The organism is Loktanella sp. DJP18 (genome assembly GCF_049310965.1).
GTDB lineage: Bacteria > Pseudomonadota > Alphaproteobacteria > Rhodobacterales > Rhodobacteraceae > Loktanella.
Window position 1 is genome coordinate 38214 of record NZ_JBMERN010000026.1, and the last position, 15559, is coordinate 53772.

Annotated in this window: 15 protein-coding genes and 1 tRNA gene; 13 read left to right on the forward strand and 3 right to left on the reverse strand. The window is 64.6% G+C overall.

What is annotated here, in order from left to right; all coding sequences use genetic code 11:
• The first annotated feature begins 26 nt into the window (after window positions 1-26).
• Window positions 27-788: a 4Fe-4S dicluster domain-containing protein gene (locus tag ACOI1H_RS10085; protein ID WP_422437122.1), complete on the forward strand. Its 762-nt coding sequence runs from the start codon at window positions 27-29 to the stop codon at window positions 786-788.
• Window positions 788-1657, forward strand: coding sequence for a dimethyl sulfoxide reductase anchor subunit family protein (locus tag ACOI1H_RS10090; RefSeq protein WP_422437123.1), 870 nt, complete (start codon window positions 788-790; stop codon window positions 1655-1657). Before ACOI1H_RS10085 ends, ACOI1H_RS10090 begins: the two co-directional genes overlap by 1 nt.
• Before the next feature lie 88 nt (window positions 1658-1745).
• On the opposite strand, the gene ACOI1H_RS10095 is transcribed toward ACOI1H_RS10090, so the two are convergent.
• Window positions 1746-2801, reverse strand: coding sequence for an ABC transporter ATP-binding protein (locus ACOI1H_RS10095; protein ID WP_422437125.1), 1056 nt, complete (start codon window positions 2799-2801; stop codon window positions 1746-1748).
• 3 nt (window positions 2802-2804) lie between these two features.
• The gene (locus ACOI1H_RS10100) at window positions 2805-3614 is read right to left on the reverse strand and encodes an IclR family transcriptional regulator (protein WP_422437126.1); all 810 of its coding nucleotides are present in this window, start codon (window positions 3612-3614) and stop codon (window positions 2805-2807) included.
• Window positions 3615-3758: 144 nt separating this feature from the next.
• Here ACOI1H_RS10100 and ACOI1H_RS10105 point away from each other — a divergent pair, with 144 nt between their 5' ends.
• From ACOI1H_RS10105 to ACOI1H_RS10150, 10 genes are read left to right on the forward strand one after another with little or no spacing between them, the layout of a single operon-like run.
• A complete protein-coding gene (locus ACOI1H_RS10105; protein ID WP_422437128.1) occupies window positions 3759-5006 on the forward strand; it encodes an ABC transporter substrate-binding protein in 1248 nt (415 codons plus the stop codon).
• Window positions 5007-5060: 54 nt separating this feature from the next.
• Entirely contained in the window at window positions 5061-5978 is a 918-nt protein-coding gene (locus tag ACOI1H_RS10110) for a carbohydrate ABC transporter permease (protein WP_422437130.1), read from the forward strand.
• A gap of 2 nt (window positions 5979-5980) precedes the next feature.
• Window positions 5981-6826 (forward strand): carbohydrate ABC transporter permease, encoded by an 846-nt coding sequence (locus ACOI1H_RS10115; protein ID WP_422437131.1) that lies wholly within the window; start codon window positions 5981-5983, stop codon window positions 6824-6826.
• Window positions 6827-8905, forward strand: a complete 2079-nt coding sequence (locus ACOI1H_RS10120) for an alpha-galactosidase (RefSeq protein ID WP_422437133.1) — start codon at window positions 6827-6829, stop codon at window positions 8903-8905. It begins immediately after the preceding gene.
• On the forward strand, window positions 8902-9660 hold the full coding sequence (locus ACOI1H_RS10125; protein WP_422437135.1) for an SDR family NAD(P)-dependent oxidoreductase: 759 nt from the start codon (window positions 8902-8904) through the stop codon (window positions 9658-9660). The genes ACOI1H_RS10120 and ACOI1H_RS10125 overlap by 4 nt, the downstream gene beginning before the upstream one ends.
• Entirely contained in the window at window positions 9657-10538 is an 882-nt protein-coding gene (locus ACOI1H_RS10130) for a 2-dehydro-3-deoxygalactonokinase (RefSeq protein ID WP_422437136.1), read from the forward strand. The genes ACOI1H_RS10125 and ACOI1H_RS10130 overlap by 4 nt, the downstream gene beginning before the upstream one ends.
• Window positions 10535-11140, forward strand: a complete 606-nt coding sequence (locus tag ACOI1H_RS10135) for a 2-dehydro-3-deoxy-6-phosphogalactonate aldolase (protein ID WP_422437138.1) — start codon at window positions 10535-10537, stop codon at window positions 11138-11140. The genes ACOI1H_RS10130 and ACOI1H_RS10135 overlap by 4 nt, the downstream gene beginning before the upstream one ends.
• Window positions 11137-11964, forward strand: a complete 828-nt coding sequence (locus tag ACOI1H_RS10140) for an SMP-30/gluconolactonase/LRE family protein (RefSeq protein ID WP_422437140.1) — start codon at window positions 11137-11139, stop codon at window positions 11962-11964. Before ACOI1H_RS10135 ends, ACOI1H_RS10140 begins: the two co-directional genes overlap by 4 nt.
• A 51-nt stretch (window positions 11965-12015) precedes the next feature.
• Window positions 12016-13920, forward strand: a complete 1905-nt coding sequence (locus ACOI1H_RS10145; RefSeq protein WP_422437141.1) for a beta-galactosidase — start codon at window positions 12016-12018, stop codon at window positions 13918-13920.
• The gene (locus tag ACOI1H_RS10150) at window positions 13917-14900 is read left to right on the forward strand and encodes an aldose epimerase family protein (protein WP_422437142.1); all 984 of its coding nucleotides are present in this window, start codon (window positions 13917-13919) and stop codon (window positions 14898-14900) included. The genes ACOI1H_RS10145 and ACOI1H_RS10150 overlap by 4 nt, the downstream gene beginning before the upstream one ends.
• Here ACOI1H_RS10150 and uraH read toward each other — a convergent pair.
• Window positions 14897-15256, reverse strand: coding sequence for a hydroxyisourate hydrolase (gene uraH / locus ACOI1H_RS10155; protein WP_422437143.1), 360 nt, complete (start codon window positions 15254-15256; stop codon window positions 14897-14899). The genes ACOI1H_RS10150 and uraH overlap by 4 nt on opposite strands.
• Window positions 15257-15417: 161 nt before the next feature.
• Here uraH and ACOI1H_RS10160 point away from each other — a divergent pair.
• Window positions 15418-15494 (forward strand) — tRNA-Met (locus ACOI1H_RS10160).
• The last annotated feature ends 65 nt before the right edge of the window (window positions 15495-15559 follow it).

The window sequence follows — 15559 nt, forward strand, 5'->3', positions numbered from 1 at the left end:
TCTCCACAGCGCGAAGGCTGCACCGCATGACGACGCTTCCCCCACCGTCCAAGGTCAAGCTCGGTCTCGTCATCGATCTGGACACCTGCGTCGGCTGCCATGCCTGCGTCGTGGCCTGCAAGGCCTGGAACACGCAAAGCGACCTTGGCGCGCCGCTGTCGGATCAGGACCCCTACGGCGCTGCCCCCACTGGCACCTTCCTTAACCGCGTGCACAGCTACGAGGTGACGCCCGCATCGGGTCCGACCCAGCAGGTCCATTTCCCGAAATCCTGTTTGCATTGCGAGGATGCGCCCTGCGTCACGGTCTGTCCGACCGGGGCCAGTTACAAGCGTGCAGAGGACGGCATCGTTCTGGTGAACGAGGATGCCTGCATCGGTTGCGGCCTGTGCGCCTGGGCCTGCCCTTACGGCGCACGCGAAATGGACCCCGCGGCGGGCGTCATGAAGAAATGCACCCTCTGCGTCGATCGCATCTACAACGAGGCGCTGCCCGAGGTCGACCGCACCCCCGCCTGCGTGCGGACCTGTCCAGCCGGTGCGCGGCATTTCGGCGATCTGGGCGACCCGGAGTCGGCCGTCAGTCAGCTGGTGGCAGACCGCGGCGGGTTCGACCTGATGCCGGAGCAGGGCAGGAAGCCGGTCAACAAGTATCTGCCGCCACGCCCCCGCGACGCAGATCAGATCGACATTCTGGCACCGCTGCTTGCCCCCGTCGCAAGCGACGGCAAAGGTCTTATCGCCTGGCTGGACCGGGCCCTGTCAAAGCTGCCGGGGGCACGGGACTGATGCATCCGGCCCCGTCCGTCATCCTGTTCACGACCTTCTCGGGCCTCGGCTTCGGCCTGCTTTTCTGGCTCGGGCTCGGCCAGCCGGCACCGTCCGGCTGGGTGGCCTTCGCCTTCTTCGCGCTCGCCTACGCGATGGCCGTGGGCGGACTGCTCGCCTCGACCTTCCACCTTGGCCACCCGGAGCGGGCGCATCTGGCATTGACCCAGTGGCGCACAAGCTGGCTGTCGCGCGAAGGCATCGCGGCCATCGCGACCCTGCTGCTGGGGGCCGCGTTCGCACTGTCGGCGATCTTCGATCAGCGCATTGCGCCGTTGGGCTGGCTCGTGTCGCTCGGTTGCCTTGCCACCGTCTTCACAACCGCGATGATCTACGCACAGATGCGCACAGTGCCGCGCTGGCGGCACTGGACCACACCCGCACTGTTTCTGACGCTGTCCTTGGCGGGCGGCGCACTGCTGGCAAACCGCGGGACTGCGGCGCTGGTGCTGCTGGCGCTGGCGGCTGTGCTGCAGCTTGTCGCATGGATCACGGGCGACGGACGGCTAGCGCAGTCGGGCACGACACTTGCCACGGCGACCGGGCTGGGTGACATCGGCCGCGTCCGCGCGTTTCTGCCGCCGCACACCGGATCGAACTACCTACTGCGTGAATTCGTTTATGTCGTGGGTCGCCGCCATGTGCTGCAATTGCGCGTCATCGGCCTGATACTCGCCTTCGGTATTCCGATGCCGGTAATCGCTGCCGGGCTGAACCACATCACCGCGCTGATCGCCGTGTTGGCGCATGTCGCAGGCGTCCTGTGCCTGCGCTGGCTGTTCTTTGCACAGGCCGAACATGTCGTCGGGTTCTACTACGGCAAACGCTGACGGCTGCCACTCCCGATCTGTCGCGAAAAATCGACTCAGGGCTCTGCATCAAACCCCGGGATATTTCTGAGCAGAAGAAGGCCGGACGTCAGGTTCGGATGCGGGCCTCGGACTTCGGATCGAACAGGTAGACTCGATTGGCATCGATGCTGATGCCGACCCTGTCGCCGTTGCGCGATCGGTGATCACCGCGTTCCTCGATTACGAGGCGTTCACCGGTATCGCCCAGCAGATAGACGTAGGACACGCCGCCCAGGCTTTCGGTCATATCGACACTGTGTGTGTCGCCGTCCGCGTCGACCACCAGATGCTCGGCTCGCAGGCCGACTGTGACGGGGCCGCTATGGCTCGTCACGCCAAGATCAAAACGCGTCTTCATCCCCGGCACGGACACCGTCCCATCCTGAACGTCACCCGCCATGAAGTTCATCGCGGGACTGCCGATGAAGCCCGCGACGAACTTGTTATCCGGGTCGCGGTAAAGGTCCATCGGCGCGCCGACCTGCTCGATGACGCCTTTTCGCAAGACCACGATCTTGTCGGCCAGCGTCATCGCCTCGACCTGATCGTGGGTCACGTAGATCATCGTCGCGCCGATCTCCTTGTGAAGGCGCGCGATCTCGACCCGCATCTCGACCCGCAGTTCGGCGTCGAGGTTCGACAGCGGTTCGTCGAACAGGAACACCTCTGGACCGCGCACGATGGCCCGCCCGATGCTGACCCGCTGTCGCTGACCCCCCGACAGGGCGGCGGGCTTGCGGTCGAGGTAGTCGTCCAGCTTCAGGATGCGGCTCGCCTCGGCGACCTTCCTTGCGATCTCGGCCTTGGGGTGGCCGTTCATCTTGAGCCCGAAGCCCATGTTGTCCTGCACCGTCATGTGCGGATACAGAGCATAGGTCTGGAACACCATCGCCACGCCCCGGTCCGACGGGTCGAGCGTGGTGACATCCCGCGCGCCGATGCTGATCTGCCCGGATGTTGTCTGTTCAAGCCCCGCGATCATGCGCAGCAACGTGGACTTGCCGCAGCCCGACGGACCGACGAAGACGCAGAACTCGCCGTCCGTCACCTCGAGGTCGATACCGTGGATTACCTCCACGTCACCGTATGTCTTCACCGCGTTTCGAAGCGTGACGCCTGACATGGCCTATTCCCCCGCAAGTTTCATTTTCTTCAGCATCCCGGTGTCCGGAAAGCTCCATTTTGCCGCGTCCTGCGCGATGGCGGCGGCCGTGTCGCGGACCTGGGGGGCCAAGGCCTCCAGCCCGGTCAGGTCCATCCGCGTCGTCGTACTGGTGACAGAAACAGCACCAAGCACGCGGCCGGAGGCCATCAGCACCGGGGCCGCGATGCAGATGATTCCGGGCTCATGCTCCTCCCGGTCAAAGGCATAGCCGCGCGCGCGGGTCGCCTGCAGCTCTCGCCGCAGCGCCGCGGGCGTGGTCAACGTCCCGGGCTGAAAGCGGTGGAAGGATTGCTGCGCGATGATCGCGTCGGCCTGATCGGGATCGACGAAGGCCAGCATCGCCTTGCCCACACCGGTGCAATAGGCCGGGCCGACCTTGCCGGCCTGACTGTACATCTCGACCGGGCTGGCCGCATTGCGCTTGTCCAGGTAAAGGACCTGCCCATGGTCAAGCTGCGCCAGATGCACCGTCTCATGGGTGGTTGCGGACAGGGACATCAGATGCACGCTGGCCACCTGTGCAAGACTTGACTGCGCCCAGGCCGCATGAGCCAGCCGCACCAGTCGCGCACCGGGCGCGTAGGTCTGGCGGTCGTCGTCATAGGACAACATGCCTTGGCTGACGAGGGTTTGCAGCAGGCGATACAATGTCGGCTTGGGGAATGCGCTGAGCGCCAGAACCTCGGAGAACCGGACCGGGCGACCGAAGCCTGCAACCCGATCGAGCACATCCAGTGCCTTGCCGACGGTCCCGTCTGCGCCTCCTGCCATTGCGTCCCTCCTTGCGCCCCGATGCTGCGCTGCGGCGGATCGGCACTGTTGACAAGACTAGGGGATTCGCGGTTTGGTATCAATATCCAAAACCGAGTTTCAAATAATGAAACCAAACTTGGTCGCAATTCAGGGAGGAAACCAATGTTGCGCAAACCCCTCGGCACCGGACTGGTGCTGTCCGTCGCTCTGCTCGCCGGCACATCCGCCATCGCACAGCAGCGCGTCCTGACCTTCAACACGGACACGTCCGATCCGGCACCCAAGGCCGCGTTCGAGGCGTTGATCGCCGATTTCGAGGCCGAGAACCCGGACATCGACGTCATCGTGAACTTGTTCGACCACGAAGGCTACAAGACCGCGATCCGCAACTTCCTGACCGCTGACAGCCCGGATCTGGCCAACTGGTATGCCGGGAACCGGATGAAGCCCTTCGTCGATGCAGGCCAGTTCATGGATGTCTCGGATGTCTGGGCCGACAACGGCCTGAACGAACAGCTGGCGTCGGCGGAATCGTCGATGACCATCGACGGCAAGCAATGGGGCGTACCCTATACCTACTACCAGTGGGGCGTTTACTACAACAAATCCGTCTACGAACAGGTCGGCGCCGAAGTGCCCGAGACTTACGATCAGTTCGTCGAGAATTGTCAGTTGTTCAAGGATGCGGGCATCGACTGCCTGACCACCGGCACCTCTCAGATGTGGCCCGCAGCGGGGTTGTTCGACTACTTCAACCTGCGCACAAACGGCTATGATTTCCACATGCAGCTGACCGCCGGAGAGATTCCCTGGACGGACGAGCGCGTGCGCGAAACCTTTGCGCAGTGGAACCGCCTGGTGGAACCCGGCTACATCACCGCCAACGCAGCGGCGATCGACTGGCAGGATGCGGCGGCCCTGCTGAGCCAGGGCAAGGCCGCGAACTATGTCATGGGCAACTTTGCAGTAGCGACGTTCAAGGACGGCGGAATGACCGACGAGACGCTGGGATTCTTCCCGTTCCCGACGATCAATCCGGACGTGGAACGTGCGGAGGACGCGCCGACCGACACGGTTCACATCCCGGCCGGTGCCAAGAATCCCGAGGACGCGAAAAAATTCCTCGCCTTCCTGGCGCGTGCCGACACCCAGTCCAAGCTGAACAAGGCCCTTGGCCAATTGCCGGTGAACAACGAATCCACCGTAGACGAGGCAGATCCCTTCCTGAGCCAGGGATTTGAGATGCTGTCCACAGCATCCGGCCTCGCCCAGTTCTTCGACCGCGACGCACCGGCCGAAATGGCGGCCAGCGGCATGGAAGGCTTTCAGGAGTTCATGGCCTATCCGGGCAATCTGGAAGACATCCTGAACCGCCTCGAAAGCGATCGCCAGCGCATTTACGCACAATAGGACCACCGGCGGCCCCTTGATCAGGGGCCGCCGGCGACAGTCGGGAGAACGATCATGGCCGCATTGCCGGACTCACACGGACCAAAGCGGTCGTGGTGGAAATCCAATCAGCAAAGGCTGACGCCGTGGCTGTTCCTGGCCCCTGGTCTGTTCATGTTCGTGGTTTACGTAATCTGGCCGATCTTCGCGTCGTTCCAGTTCAGCTTCTACGACTGGGACGGGCTGTCGCCCAAAACATGGGTCGGCTGGGCCAACTATCAGGAGCTCTGGGGCGACCGCAATTTCATCATTTCGCTGAAGAACAACATCATCTGGCTGGTGCTTTACATGCTGGCGGTGCCGGCGGGACTGGCCATCGCGATCTTCCTCAACCAGACCGTGACCGGCATCCGCATCTACAAGTCGCTGTTCTTCTTTCCATTCGTGATCTCTCAGGTCGTCGTCGGCCTGATGTTCGCCTGGTTCTACGCCCCCAACTTCGGCCTGTTCTTCATCCTGACCGAATGGCTGTTCGGCACCGGCACCGCCGTGCTGGCGAACCCGGAATACGCGACCTACGGCATCATCGTGGCGGGGCTTTGGCCGCAGATCGCCTACTGCATGATCCTGTATCTGACGGGCCTGAACAACGTCGCCCCCGACCAGGTCGAGGCCGCGCGCCTTGACGGTGCCAAGGGGTTGAAGATGCTGTGGTATGTCGTGCTGCCGCAACTGCGGCCCGCCACCTTCATCGCGGTCGTCGTCACCGTTATCGGTGCGCTGCGGTCATTCGATCTGGTGTCGATCATGACTAACGGCGGACCCTTCGGGCAAACCCGCGTGCTGTCGTTCTACATGTATGAAAAGGCGCTGTCCGAATACGGCTACCGGATGGGTTACGGTGCCGCGATCGCGGTCGTCCTGTTCCTGATCATGATGATCTTCATCACCGGCTTCGTCTGGAAGATGGTCCGCGACGAGAGAGGTCACTGAGCATGTTTCCCCGCCCCATCGCCCAACGATCGCAGGCTGCGCAGTGGTCCTACTCCGCGCTGCTGCCCGTGGCGCTTGTCCTGTGGCTGCTGCCCTTGCTGGGCATCGCCATGACCTCGATCAAGCCGGCCTCCGACCTTGCGTCCGGCAACTACTTCGGCGTGCCGACCTATGCGGCGTTCGAGAACTACTGGACCGTCCTCTTCGACTTCGACCTCTGGCGCTATATCCGCAATTCGTTCGTCGTGACGATCCCGACGGTGATAGGTGCGGTTGCCCTGTCCTGCCTGACGGGCTTCGCCCTTGGCATCTACCGGTTCAAGGGCAACCTGCTGATCTTCTTCCTGTTTGTCGCGGGCAATTTCGTGCCGTTCCAGATCCTGATGGTCCCGGTGCGCGACCTGACGCTGCAAATGGGCATCTACGACACGCCGCAGGCGCTGATCCTGTTCCACATCGCCTTCCAGACCGGGTTCTGCACGCTGTTCATGCGCAACTTCATCGCCGCCCTGCCGAAAGAACTGATCGAGGCCGCACGGGTGGAAGGCGTCGCCGACTGGCAGATCTTCTGGTATGTCGTCCTGCCCTTGATGAAGCCCGCCATTGCCGCCCTGTCGGTGCTGATCTTCACCTTTATCTGGAACGACTTCTTCTGGGCGACCGTCCTGACCACAAGCGCCGATACCCGGCCCGTCACCGCCGGCCTGTCGTCGCTGAACGGCCAGTGGGTCGCGGCCTGGCATCTGGTGTCTGCGGGGTCCATTGTCGCAGCACTGCCGCCCGTCGCGATGTTCTTCCTGATGCAAAAGCACTTCATCGCCGGCCTGACGCTGGGAGCCGTCAAGTAAATGACCCATCACCGCCTCGATGCCGCGCGCCAGACCCTTGTGCTGGCAACCCCCGCCAACGGCCTGCCGATCTGCACCTACTGGGGTGCGCGGCTGCCCGACAACGCCGACCTTGCCGCCGTTGCCACAGCGTCGGAACTGGACCTGACCGGCGGGATGCTGGACGCGAACCCGGCGCTGACCCTGTGCCCGCAATCCAGCGCCGCCTTTCCCGGCCAGCCGGGACTGGTGGTCCGCAGTGTCGACGGTGCGCCGCTGCGCCCCGTTTTCTCCAAGGCCGCGACCAAGCGCAGCGATGCCCTGTCGCTGTCCTATGGCGACGCGGCGCTTGGCCTGACCCTGACCTTTCGCTTTACCGCAGACGAGGCAACCGGCGTCATCACCGCATCGACCACGCTTGGCAGCACAAGCCCGATCCTGTGTGACTGGCTTGCCGCACCGGTGCTGCCCGGCCCGCAACTGGCCGACGGGATGATCGATGTCGCGGGCCGCTGGTGCGATGAATTCCAACCGGTCACGACATCCTGGTCCGCCGGCATCCGCACGCGCGACAATCGCACGGGGCGCACCGGGCACGAGCATGTGCCGCTGCTCTATCTGCCCGCACGCGGCTGCACCAACACGGGAGGAGAGGCGCACGCATTGCACTACGGCTGGTCCGGCGGTCACCGGATGCTGGCCGAAGAACTGCCTGACGGGCGACGCCAGGTCCAGTTCGGCCACGCCAGTGGCAGCGATCTCCTGCCCGGCCAGCGCTTCGTAACGGCACCACTTTACCTCGCGTTCTCCGACACCGGCCTGACCGGCTGCGCCGTCAGTTTCCAGCGCCACCTGCGCGACCGGATCGTGAACTGGCCAAAACCCGACACCCCGCGCCCCGTGCATTACAACTGCTGGGAGGCGATCTACTTCGACCACAGCCTCGACGCCCTGACCGCCATTGCAGACCGGGCGGCTGCGCTGGGGGCAGAGCGTTTCGTGCTGGACGACGGCTGGTTCAAGGGTCGCGACGATGACACCACCAGCCTTGGCGACTGGACCATTGACACGGCCAAGTGGCCCGACGGTCTGACGCCGCTGATCGACCACGTCCACAGCCTTGGCATGACCTTCGGCCTGTGGTTCGAACCCGAGATGGTCAACGCTGACAGCGACTTGGCCCGCGCGCACCCGGACTGGATTCTGGGACCGATGGATCAGCCGCTGGGACGCGGGCAATTCGTGCTGGACCTGGCAAAGACGGATGTGCGCGACAACATGTTCAATCAAATCAGCACGATTTTGGACGCCCATCAAATCGATTACATCAAATGGGACCATAATCGTGTACTGCCGTTCAACGATGCCGCCCAGACGCGGGGCACACTTGACCTGCTGCACCGCCTTCGCACCACTCACCCCAAGTTAGAGATCGAGTCCTGTGCCTCTGGCGGTGGCCGCATCGACTTTGGCATCCTGCACCACACCCAGCGCGTCTGGCTGTCCGACAGCAACGACGCGCTCTCGCGACTGCGCATCCAACATGACGCGGCCCTGCTCTTGCCCGCCTGCGTCACCGGCTCTCACGTCGGACCGCGCGTCTGCCACACGACCGGGCGCATCCATTCCATCAGCTTTCGCGCCTGGGTCGCGGCCCAGCGCCACATGGGATTCGAGATGGACCCGCGCGAATTGACCGAGGACGAAGCGGCGACACTGACGAAAGTGACGGCCTGGTACAAAGCCAATCGCGACTGGCTGCGCACCGCCGACATCCTGCGACTGGACTCTGCCGACCCGACCGTGATCGCCGAACAGCAGCAGGCCGCCGACGGCAGTCGCTTTGTCGTCTTTGCGGGCCATGCGGGGACCAGCGCCCAAATCGCCCCGCGTCCGTTGCGGTTGACCGGCCTGGACCCCACGGCCACCTACACCATCGACCTTGCGAACCGGAACGACATCTCGAGCCTGTCGCGCGGCACCCCGGCGCTGAAGTCCGGGCCGGTGACGCTGACCGGCAGGAGTTTGATGTCGCAGGGCATAGCCCTACCCTACGCCCTTCCCGATTCAATGTGGATCATCGAAGGACACCGCGCATGACCGCCCACTTTCCCGACCTTGAGAACGCCCACGTCTTCATCACCGGTGGCGGGTCCGGCATCGGTGCCGCCCTGACCGAGGCGTTCCTGCGGCAAAACGCGAAGGTCAGTTTTGTCGGACGGTCCGACTATGCCGATTTCGCCGACGCCATGGCAGAGGCGACCGGCCAGAAGCCGCTGTTCATCCAATGCGACGTAACCGACACGACGGCGCTGCACGCCGCGATGGATCAGGCCGTCGCCACACAAGGCCCGTTGAAGGTCCAGATCAACAATGCCGCCGCCGACACCCGCATGGACCCCGCCGACGTGACGGTCGAGGATTGGGACGGCCAGATCGCCGTCAACTTGCGACACTACTTCTTTGCCTGCCAGAAGGCGGCTGCGCTGATGACGAACGGCGGGTCGATCATCAATTTCTCGTCCGCAAGCTACCAGATCGCGGGCGGCATGCTTGCTTCCTATGTGGCATCCAACGCCGGGATCATCGGGCTGACGCGCAGCCTTGCCCGCGACTGGGGGCCGCGCGGTATCCGCGTGAACGCGATCTCGCCCGGGCTGGTGCTGACGCAAAAGCAGGTCGAGGAGGTGCATACCGAAGACAGCCTCGCGGATTTCCGCAGACGCCAGTGCATCGACAAGAACCTCTACCCCGAAGATGTGCCGGGCACCGCGCTGTTCCTTGCATCGAGCCTGTCGCGGATGATGACGGCGCAATGCCTGTTCATCGACGGCGGACTGGCGTTCACCGGATGAGTGCCGCTGCCGCCACATGGATCGCCGCCGACTGGGGCACGACCCACCTGCGCGTCTGGGCCATGTCGTCCAGCGGCAGCGTGCTGGCCGCTGCTACGTCCGACGACGGCATGGGGTCTTTGACGCGCGACGGCTACGCCGCGGCGCTGGACCGGCTGACCGCCGGCTGGCCGCGCGTGCCGGTGATCGCCTGCGGCATGGTCGGGTCGCGTCAGGGCTGGGCCGAGGCCGCCTATGCGACGGTCCCCTGTCGGCCGCTGGCCGACAACCTGACCCCTGCCGGTGACCGGACGCACATCATTCCCGGGCTGAAACAGACCGACCCGGCGGACGTGATGCGCGGAGAAGAGACTCAGATCGCAGGCTTCTTGTCACTGAATCCCGGCTGGGACGGGGTGATCTGTCTGCCCGGCACCCATACGAAATGGGTGCACGTCAGCGCGGACGAGGTCGTCAGCTTTCAGACCGTGATGACCGGCGATCTGTTCGCGGCGATCACCGGCCATACCGTGCTGCGCCACTCGACGGGCGCAGGCTGGGACGATGCCGGCTTTCTGCAAGGTATCGACGATGCCATCTCTCGCCCCGAAAGGCTGGCGGCGCGGCTGTTCTCGCTGCGCGCCGAGGGCTTGCTGAACGCGCTGCCCGACGCGGTGGCCCGCGCTCGCCTGTCGGGTCTGCTGATCGGGGCGGAACTTGCGGCGACGAAACCCTACTGGCTGGGGCAACAGATCGCCGTGATCGGGGCCGGCACCCTTGCGCTGCTTTACGTCACCGCCCTTGGCGCGCAGTCTGCCCCGGCCACACAGGTCAATGCGGATCGCGCGACGCTGGCCGGGCTGACCGCCGCCTGGCGCCGCTGGAAGGACAAGACATGACACGCCCCATCATCGCCATCCTGCGAGGAGTGACCCCCAACGACGCCGTTGCCGTGGCGGCCGCCTGCATCGACGCGGGCATTACCCGGATCGAGGTGCCGCTGAACTCTCCCAATCCCTTCGACAGCATCCGCCGCATGGCCGACGCCCACCGCGACATCGCGCAGATCGGTGCGGGCACGGTGCTGACGCCTGACGACGTGGGCCGGGTGCGCGATGCAGGCGGCACACTGATCGTGTCGCCAAACTGCGATTCCGCCGTCATCATGGCGACAAAGGCCTCCGGCATGTCCAGTTGGCCCGGCGTCATGACACCCACCGAATGTTTTGCAGCCCTGCAGGCCGGTGCCGACGGGCTCAAGATCTTTCCCGCCTCGCTGATCGGACCGGCGGGCGTCAAGGCGATGCGCGCCGTCCTGCCCGCGGATTGCCCGGTCTATGCGGTGGGCGGTGCCGGGCCGGACAATTTTGCCGACTGGCTGCACGCCGGGGCTGACGGCTTTGGCATCGGCACGGCGCTTTACACACCGGGCCTGCGCCCGGCAGAGGTCGCCGCGCGTGCAACCGCAATCGTGAAAGCCTACGACGAGGCCAGCCTATGATCTTTGACGCCACCCCCTGCCAGTTGGGCGAAGGCCCCCTGTGGCATCCCGAACGCGACCAACTGTTCTGGTTCGACATCGTCAATCACCGGATGCACACCAAGGGCCAGCACTGGGATTTTCCCGGCCATGTCTCTGCAGCGGGATGGGTGGATTACGAAACGCTGTTGGTCGCGTCTGAAATCGCGCTGCTGCGCTTCGACATCGCGTCGGGCGATCACGTCAAGATCATGGACCTGGAACACGACCTGAAAGGCACGCGGTCCAACGATGGCCGCGCGGACCCGATGGGCGGCTTCTGGATCGGGACGATGGGCCTGAACGCAGAGGACGGCATGGGCAGCATCTGGCGGTACTACCGCGGCGACCTGCGCCGCCTTTACGCCAACATCTCGATCAGCAACGCGATCTGTTTCGCCCCGGACGGGCGCACCGCCTATTTCGCCGATACCGCGAAACAGAAGATCATGCGCACCGCGCTGGACGCCCACGGCTGGCCGATCCACCCGCCGCAGGACCACATCGACCTGACCGGCACTGACCTGCACCCGGACGGGGCGGTCGTCGATGCCGCTGGCAACCTGTTCAACGCGCAATGGGGGGCCGGGCGCATCGCCGTCTATGACCCGCAGGGCCAGTTCATCGAAGCCTTCGACCTGCCCGCAAAGCATACGTCCTGCCCGGCCTTCGGCGGTGCGGACCTGAGCACGCTGTACGTGACCTCTGCCCGGCAAGGCATCGATGATCCCGACGACGCGCAGGGCCTGACCTACAAGATCCAGACCAGCTATACCGGCCAGCAGGAACACCGCGTCATTCTCTAGTGGCGACACATCCCCTTCATCTGGCAGAATAAACTCAAAAAAGGCCCTCACATGCCCCGCACGCTTGGCGTCTGTTACTACCCCGAACACTGGCCAGAGGCGCAATGGGCCGAGGACGCGGCCCGCATGAAGGCGACGGGCCTGACATGGGTCCGCATCGGCGAATTCGCTTGGAGCCTGATGGAGCCGTCGCCGGGAAAGTATGACTGGGATTGGCTTGACCGGGCAGTCGAGACTCTGGGTGCCGCGGGGCTGAAGGTCGTCATGGGCACTCCCACGGCGACACCGCCGCGCTGGCTGGTGGATGCCATGCCCGACATGCTGCCCGTCGACGCGCAGGGCCGGACGCGCGGCTTCGGGTCTCGCCGGCACTACGACTTCAGCCACCTGGGCTACCGGGAGGAATGTCGCCGCATCGTCCGCGCGATGGGTGAGCGCTATGGCCGCAATCCTCATGTCGCCGCCTGGCAGATCGACAACGAATACGATTGCCACGACACGACGCTGTCCTACTCGGATGCCTCCCACGACGGATTCCGCAACTGGCTGGCGCAGAAATACCAAAGCCCGGACGCCCTGAACCGTGCCTGGGGCAATGTCTTCTGGTCGATGCAATACGATCATTTCGACCAGATCGCATTGCCCAACCTGACCGTGACCGAACCCAACCCGGCGCATGTCATGGACTTCCGCCGCTACAGTTCGGATCAGGTCGTGGCCTTCAACCGCGTGCAGGTCGATGCCCTGCGCCCGCTGACAGATGCGCCGCTGATCCACAACTACATGGGCCGCACCCTGACCTTCGATCATTACAAGGTCGGGGCCGACCTTGATATCGCGTCATGGGATAGCTATCCGATCGGCTTTCTGTCGGACCGGATCGAGGAGTCAGCCAAGGAAAAGCAGACCTACCTGCGCCAAGGCCACCCGGACAATCAGGCCTTTCACCATGATCTGTATCGCGCCGTTGGCAAGGGCAGGCTGTGGGTCATGGAACAGCAACCCGGCCCGGTGAACTGGGCCCCCTACAACCCCGCCCCCCTGCCCGGCATGGCCCGGCTCTGGGCGTGGGAGGCGTTCGCCCACGGTGCCGAGGCGGTCTGCTATTTCCGCTGGCGACAGGCCCCCTTTGCGCAAGAGCAGATGCACGCGGGCCTGCTGCGGCCTGACAGCCAGCCTGCCCCCGCATTGGCCGAGGCGGCACAGGTCGCCACGGAAATCGCGGCGATGCCCGACCTCGATCAGGCCGCTGCCCCTGTCGCCCTGATCTTCGACTACGAATCCGCCTGGGCGTGGGACACCCAACCGCAGGGGGCCGACTTCGACATGTTCCGCCTGGCCTTCGCCGCCTATCGCACCCTGCGCCGGGCGGGGCTTTCGGTTGACATCCTGCCACCCGACACCGGCGATCTGTCCGGCTACAAGCTCGTCCTCGCCCCCGGGATCATGACCCTGTCCGACCCGCTGCGCGCCGCCCTTGCGACCTATGACGGCATTGCGCTGATCGGCCCGCGCAGCGACCTGAAATCGCGCGACATGGCGATCCCCTTGCCGATGGGCCCGGCTCTGCCCGATACGGACGTCACCGTCACGCTGACCGAAAGCCTGCCGCCCAGCGACAGGATCAAGTTGCAGGGCGGCGGCCGTTTCCGGCACTGGTTCGAACACCTGGACGGCACGGCACCGGTCCATTTGTCGACGAAGGACGGCCGCCCGGCGATCATGGGCGGCGATCACCTGCGCTACCTCGCAGGCTGGCCGGACGATGCCACCTTCGACGGGATCGTCGGCGGATTGTGCGATGCCGCCGGCGTGCCGACCCTGCGCCTGCCGGACGGATTGCGCGTGCGCGACACCGCGACAAGGCGATTTTTCTTCAATTACGGCCCCAAGCCTGTCACATGGGACGGCACGACGATCCCCGCCGCGGGGGTCCACTGGGAGGCTCGACCGTGATCACGCACTTCGGCACCACCGCAAAGGGTCAGGACATCGACCGGATCACCCTGCACGCGGGCGATCTTTCGGTCACGGTGTTGACATGGGGGGCCGTGCTGCAGGACGTGCGCCTGGCCGGCGTGGACCATCCCCTGACGCTGGGGTCCGATCACATTGCCGATTACGAAGGCGAGACGCGCTACAGCGGGTCCGTCATCGGGCCGATCGTGAACCGGATCAGCACCGGCCGGGTCGCCATCGACGGCATGATGTACGAGTTGGAGCGGAACGGTAAAGGCGACATCCACCTGCATTCCGGCAGCCATGCCACGCACCTCCGCGCATGGAAGATCAGCGAGTCGTCGCATGACCGCGTCACGCTGACGCTGCACCTGCCCGACGGCGACTGCGGTCTGCCCGGCGACCGCCACATCCGCGTCGTCTATACGGTCATCGCGCCCGCGACCCTGACGATGGAAATTACCGGCAAGACCGACCAGCCGACCCTGATGAACTTTGCAAATCACGCGTATTGGAACCTTGACGGCACGCCGACGTGGGACGGCCATACCCTACAGGTCGCCGCCGATCGCTACCTGCCCGCCACTCCCGACTTCACCCCGACGGGAGAGATTGCCGATATCACAGACACCAAGCTCGATTTCCGGGCACCCCGCCGGATCAGCCCCGGCGCGTCCGACATGGACGAGAATGTCTGCTTGTCCGACGGTCCCATGCCGTTGCGCGACGTGCTTTGGCTGACCGGGCAGACCGGTGCGACCATGACACTGGCCACCGACCAACCCGGCCTGCAACTCTTCGACGGCCGCTGGGTCGTGCGCCCCGGCAAGGGTGCCTACGAAGGCCTCGCCTTCGAGGCGCAGGGTTGGCCGGACGCGCCGACCCATGCCGGATTTCCGTCCATCCGCGTGACCGAGGACGCGCCCTATCGGCAGTTCACCACATACAGCTTTGCACGCCCAGCGCAGGGTGCCTAGCTGCCGCGATAGGTGGAATATCCGTAGGGCGACAGCAGCAGCGGCACATGATAGTGCGCCGCCGCATCGCTGATCCCGAACCGGATCGGCACGGTGTCCAGAAACAGCGGGTCGGCGCCATTTTGCCCCGTCGCCCGCAGATAGTCGCCGACATGAAACTCCAGTTCATAGGTTCCGACAGCAAAGTCGTCCTGCGGCAGGATCGGCGCATCGGTGCGACCGTCGGCGTTGGTGGTCAGGCGGGCGATCTCGGCCCGGACGTCCTGCGTGATCCGAAACAGGACGATGACCAGCCCGGGTGCGGGCAGCCCCCGCCCGGTGTCGAGCACATGGGTCGTCAGAAAGCCTTGCGCCATCAGATCACTCCTTGAAAGCCGACCCGCACCAAGCGGTGCTGTGCAAGGCTTGTCAACCCGGACATCTGGGCCGAGGCGTCCGATATCCGACCCGCGCGGCAAATCGCCAAGATTCGGTTTGACACCACCTCCGGGTCCGCTTATCGGATGCGCCGTGGTAAGGCGCGGTAGCTCAGTTGGTTAGAGCGATCGACTCATAATCGATAGGTCGGGAGTTCAAGTCTCCCCCACGCCACCACCTTGCTACAAATTTTTATGGTTATACTCCGAGTCCTGCGGAAGCCGAATTTGTTGACTTGACGA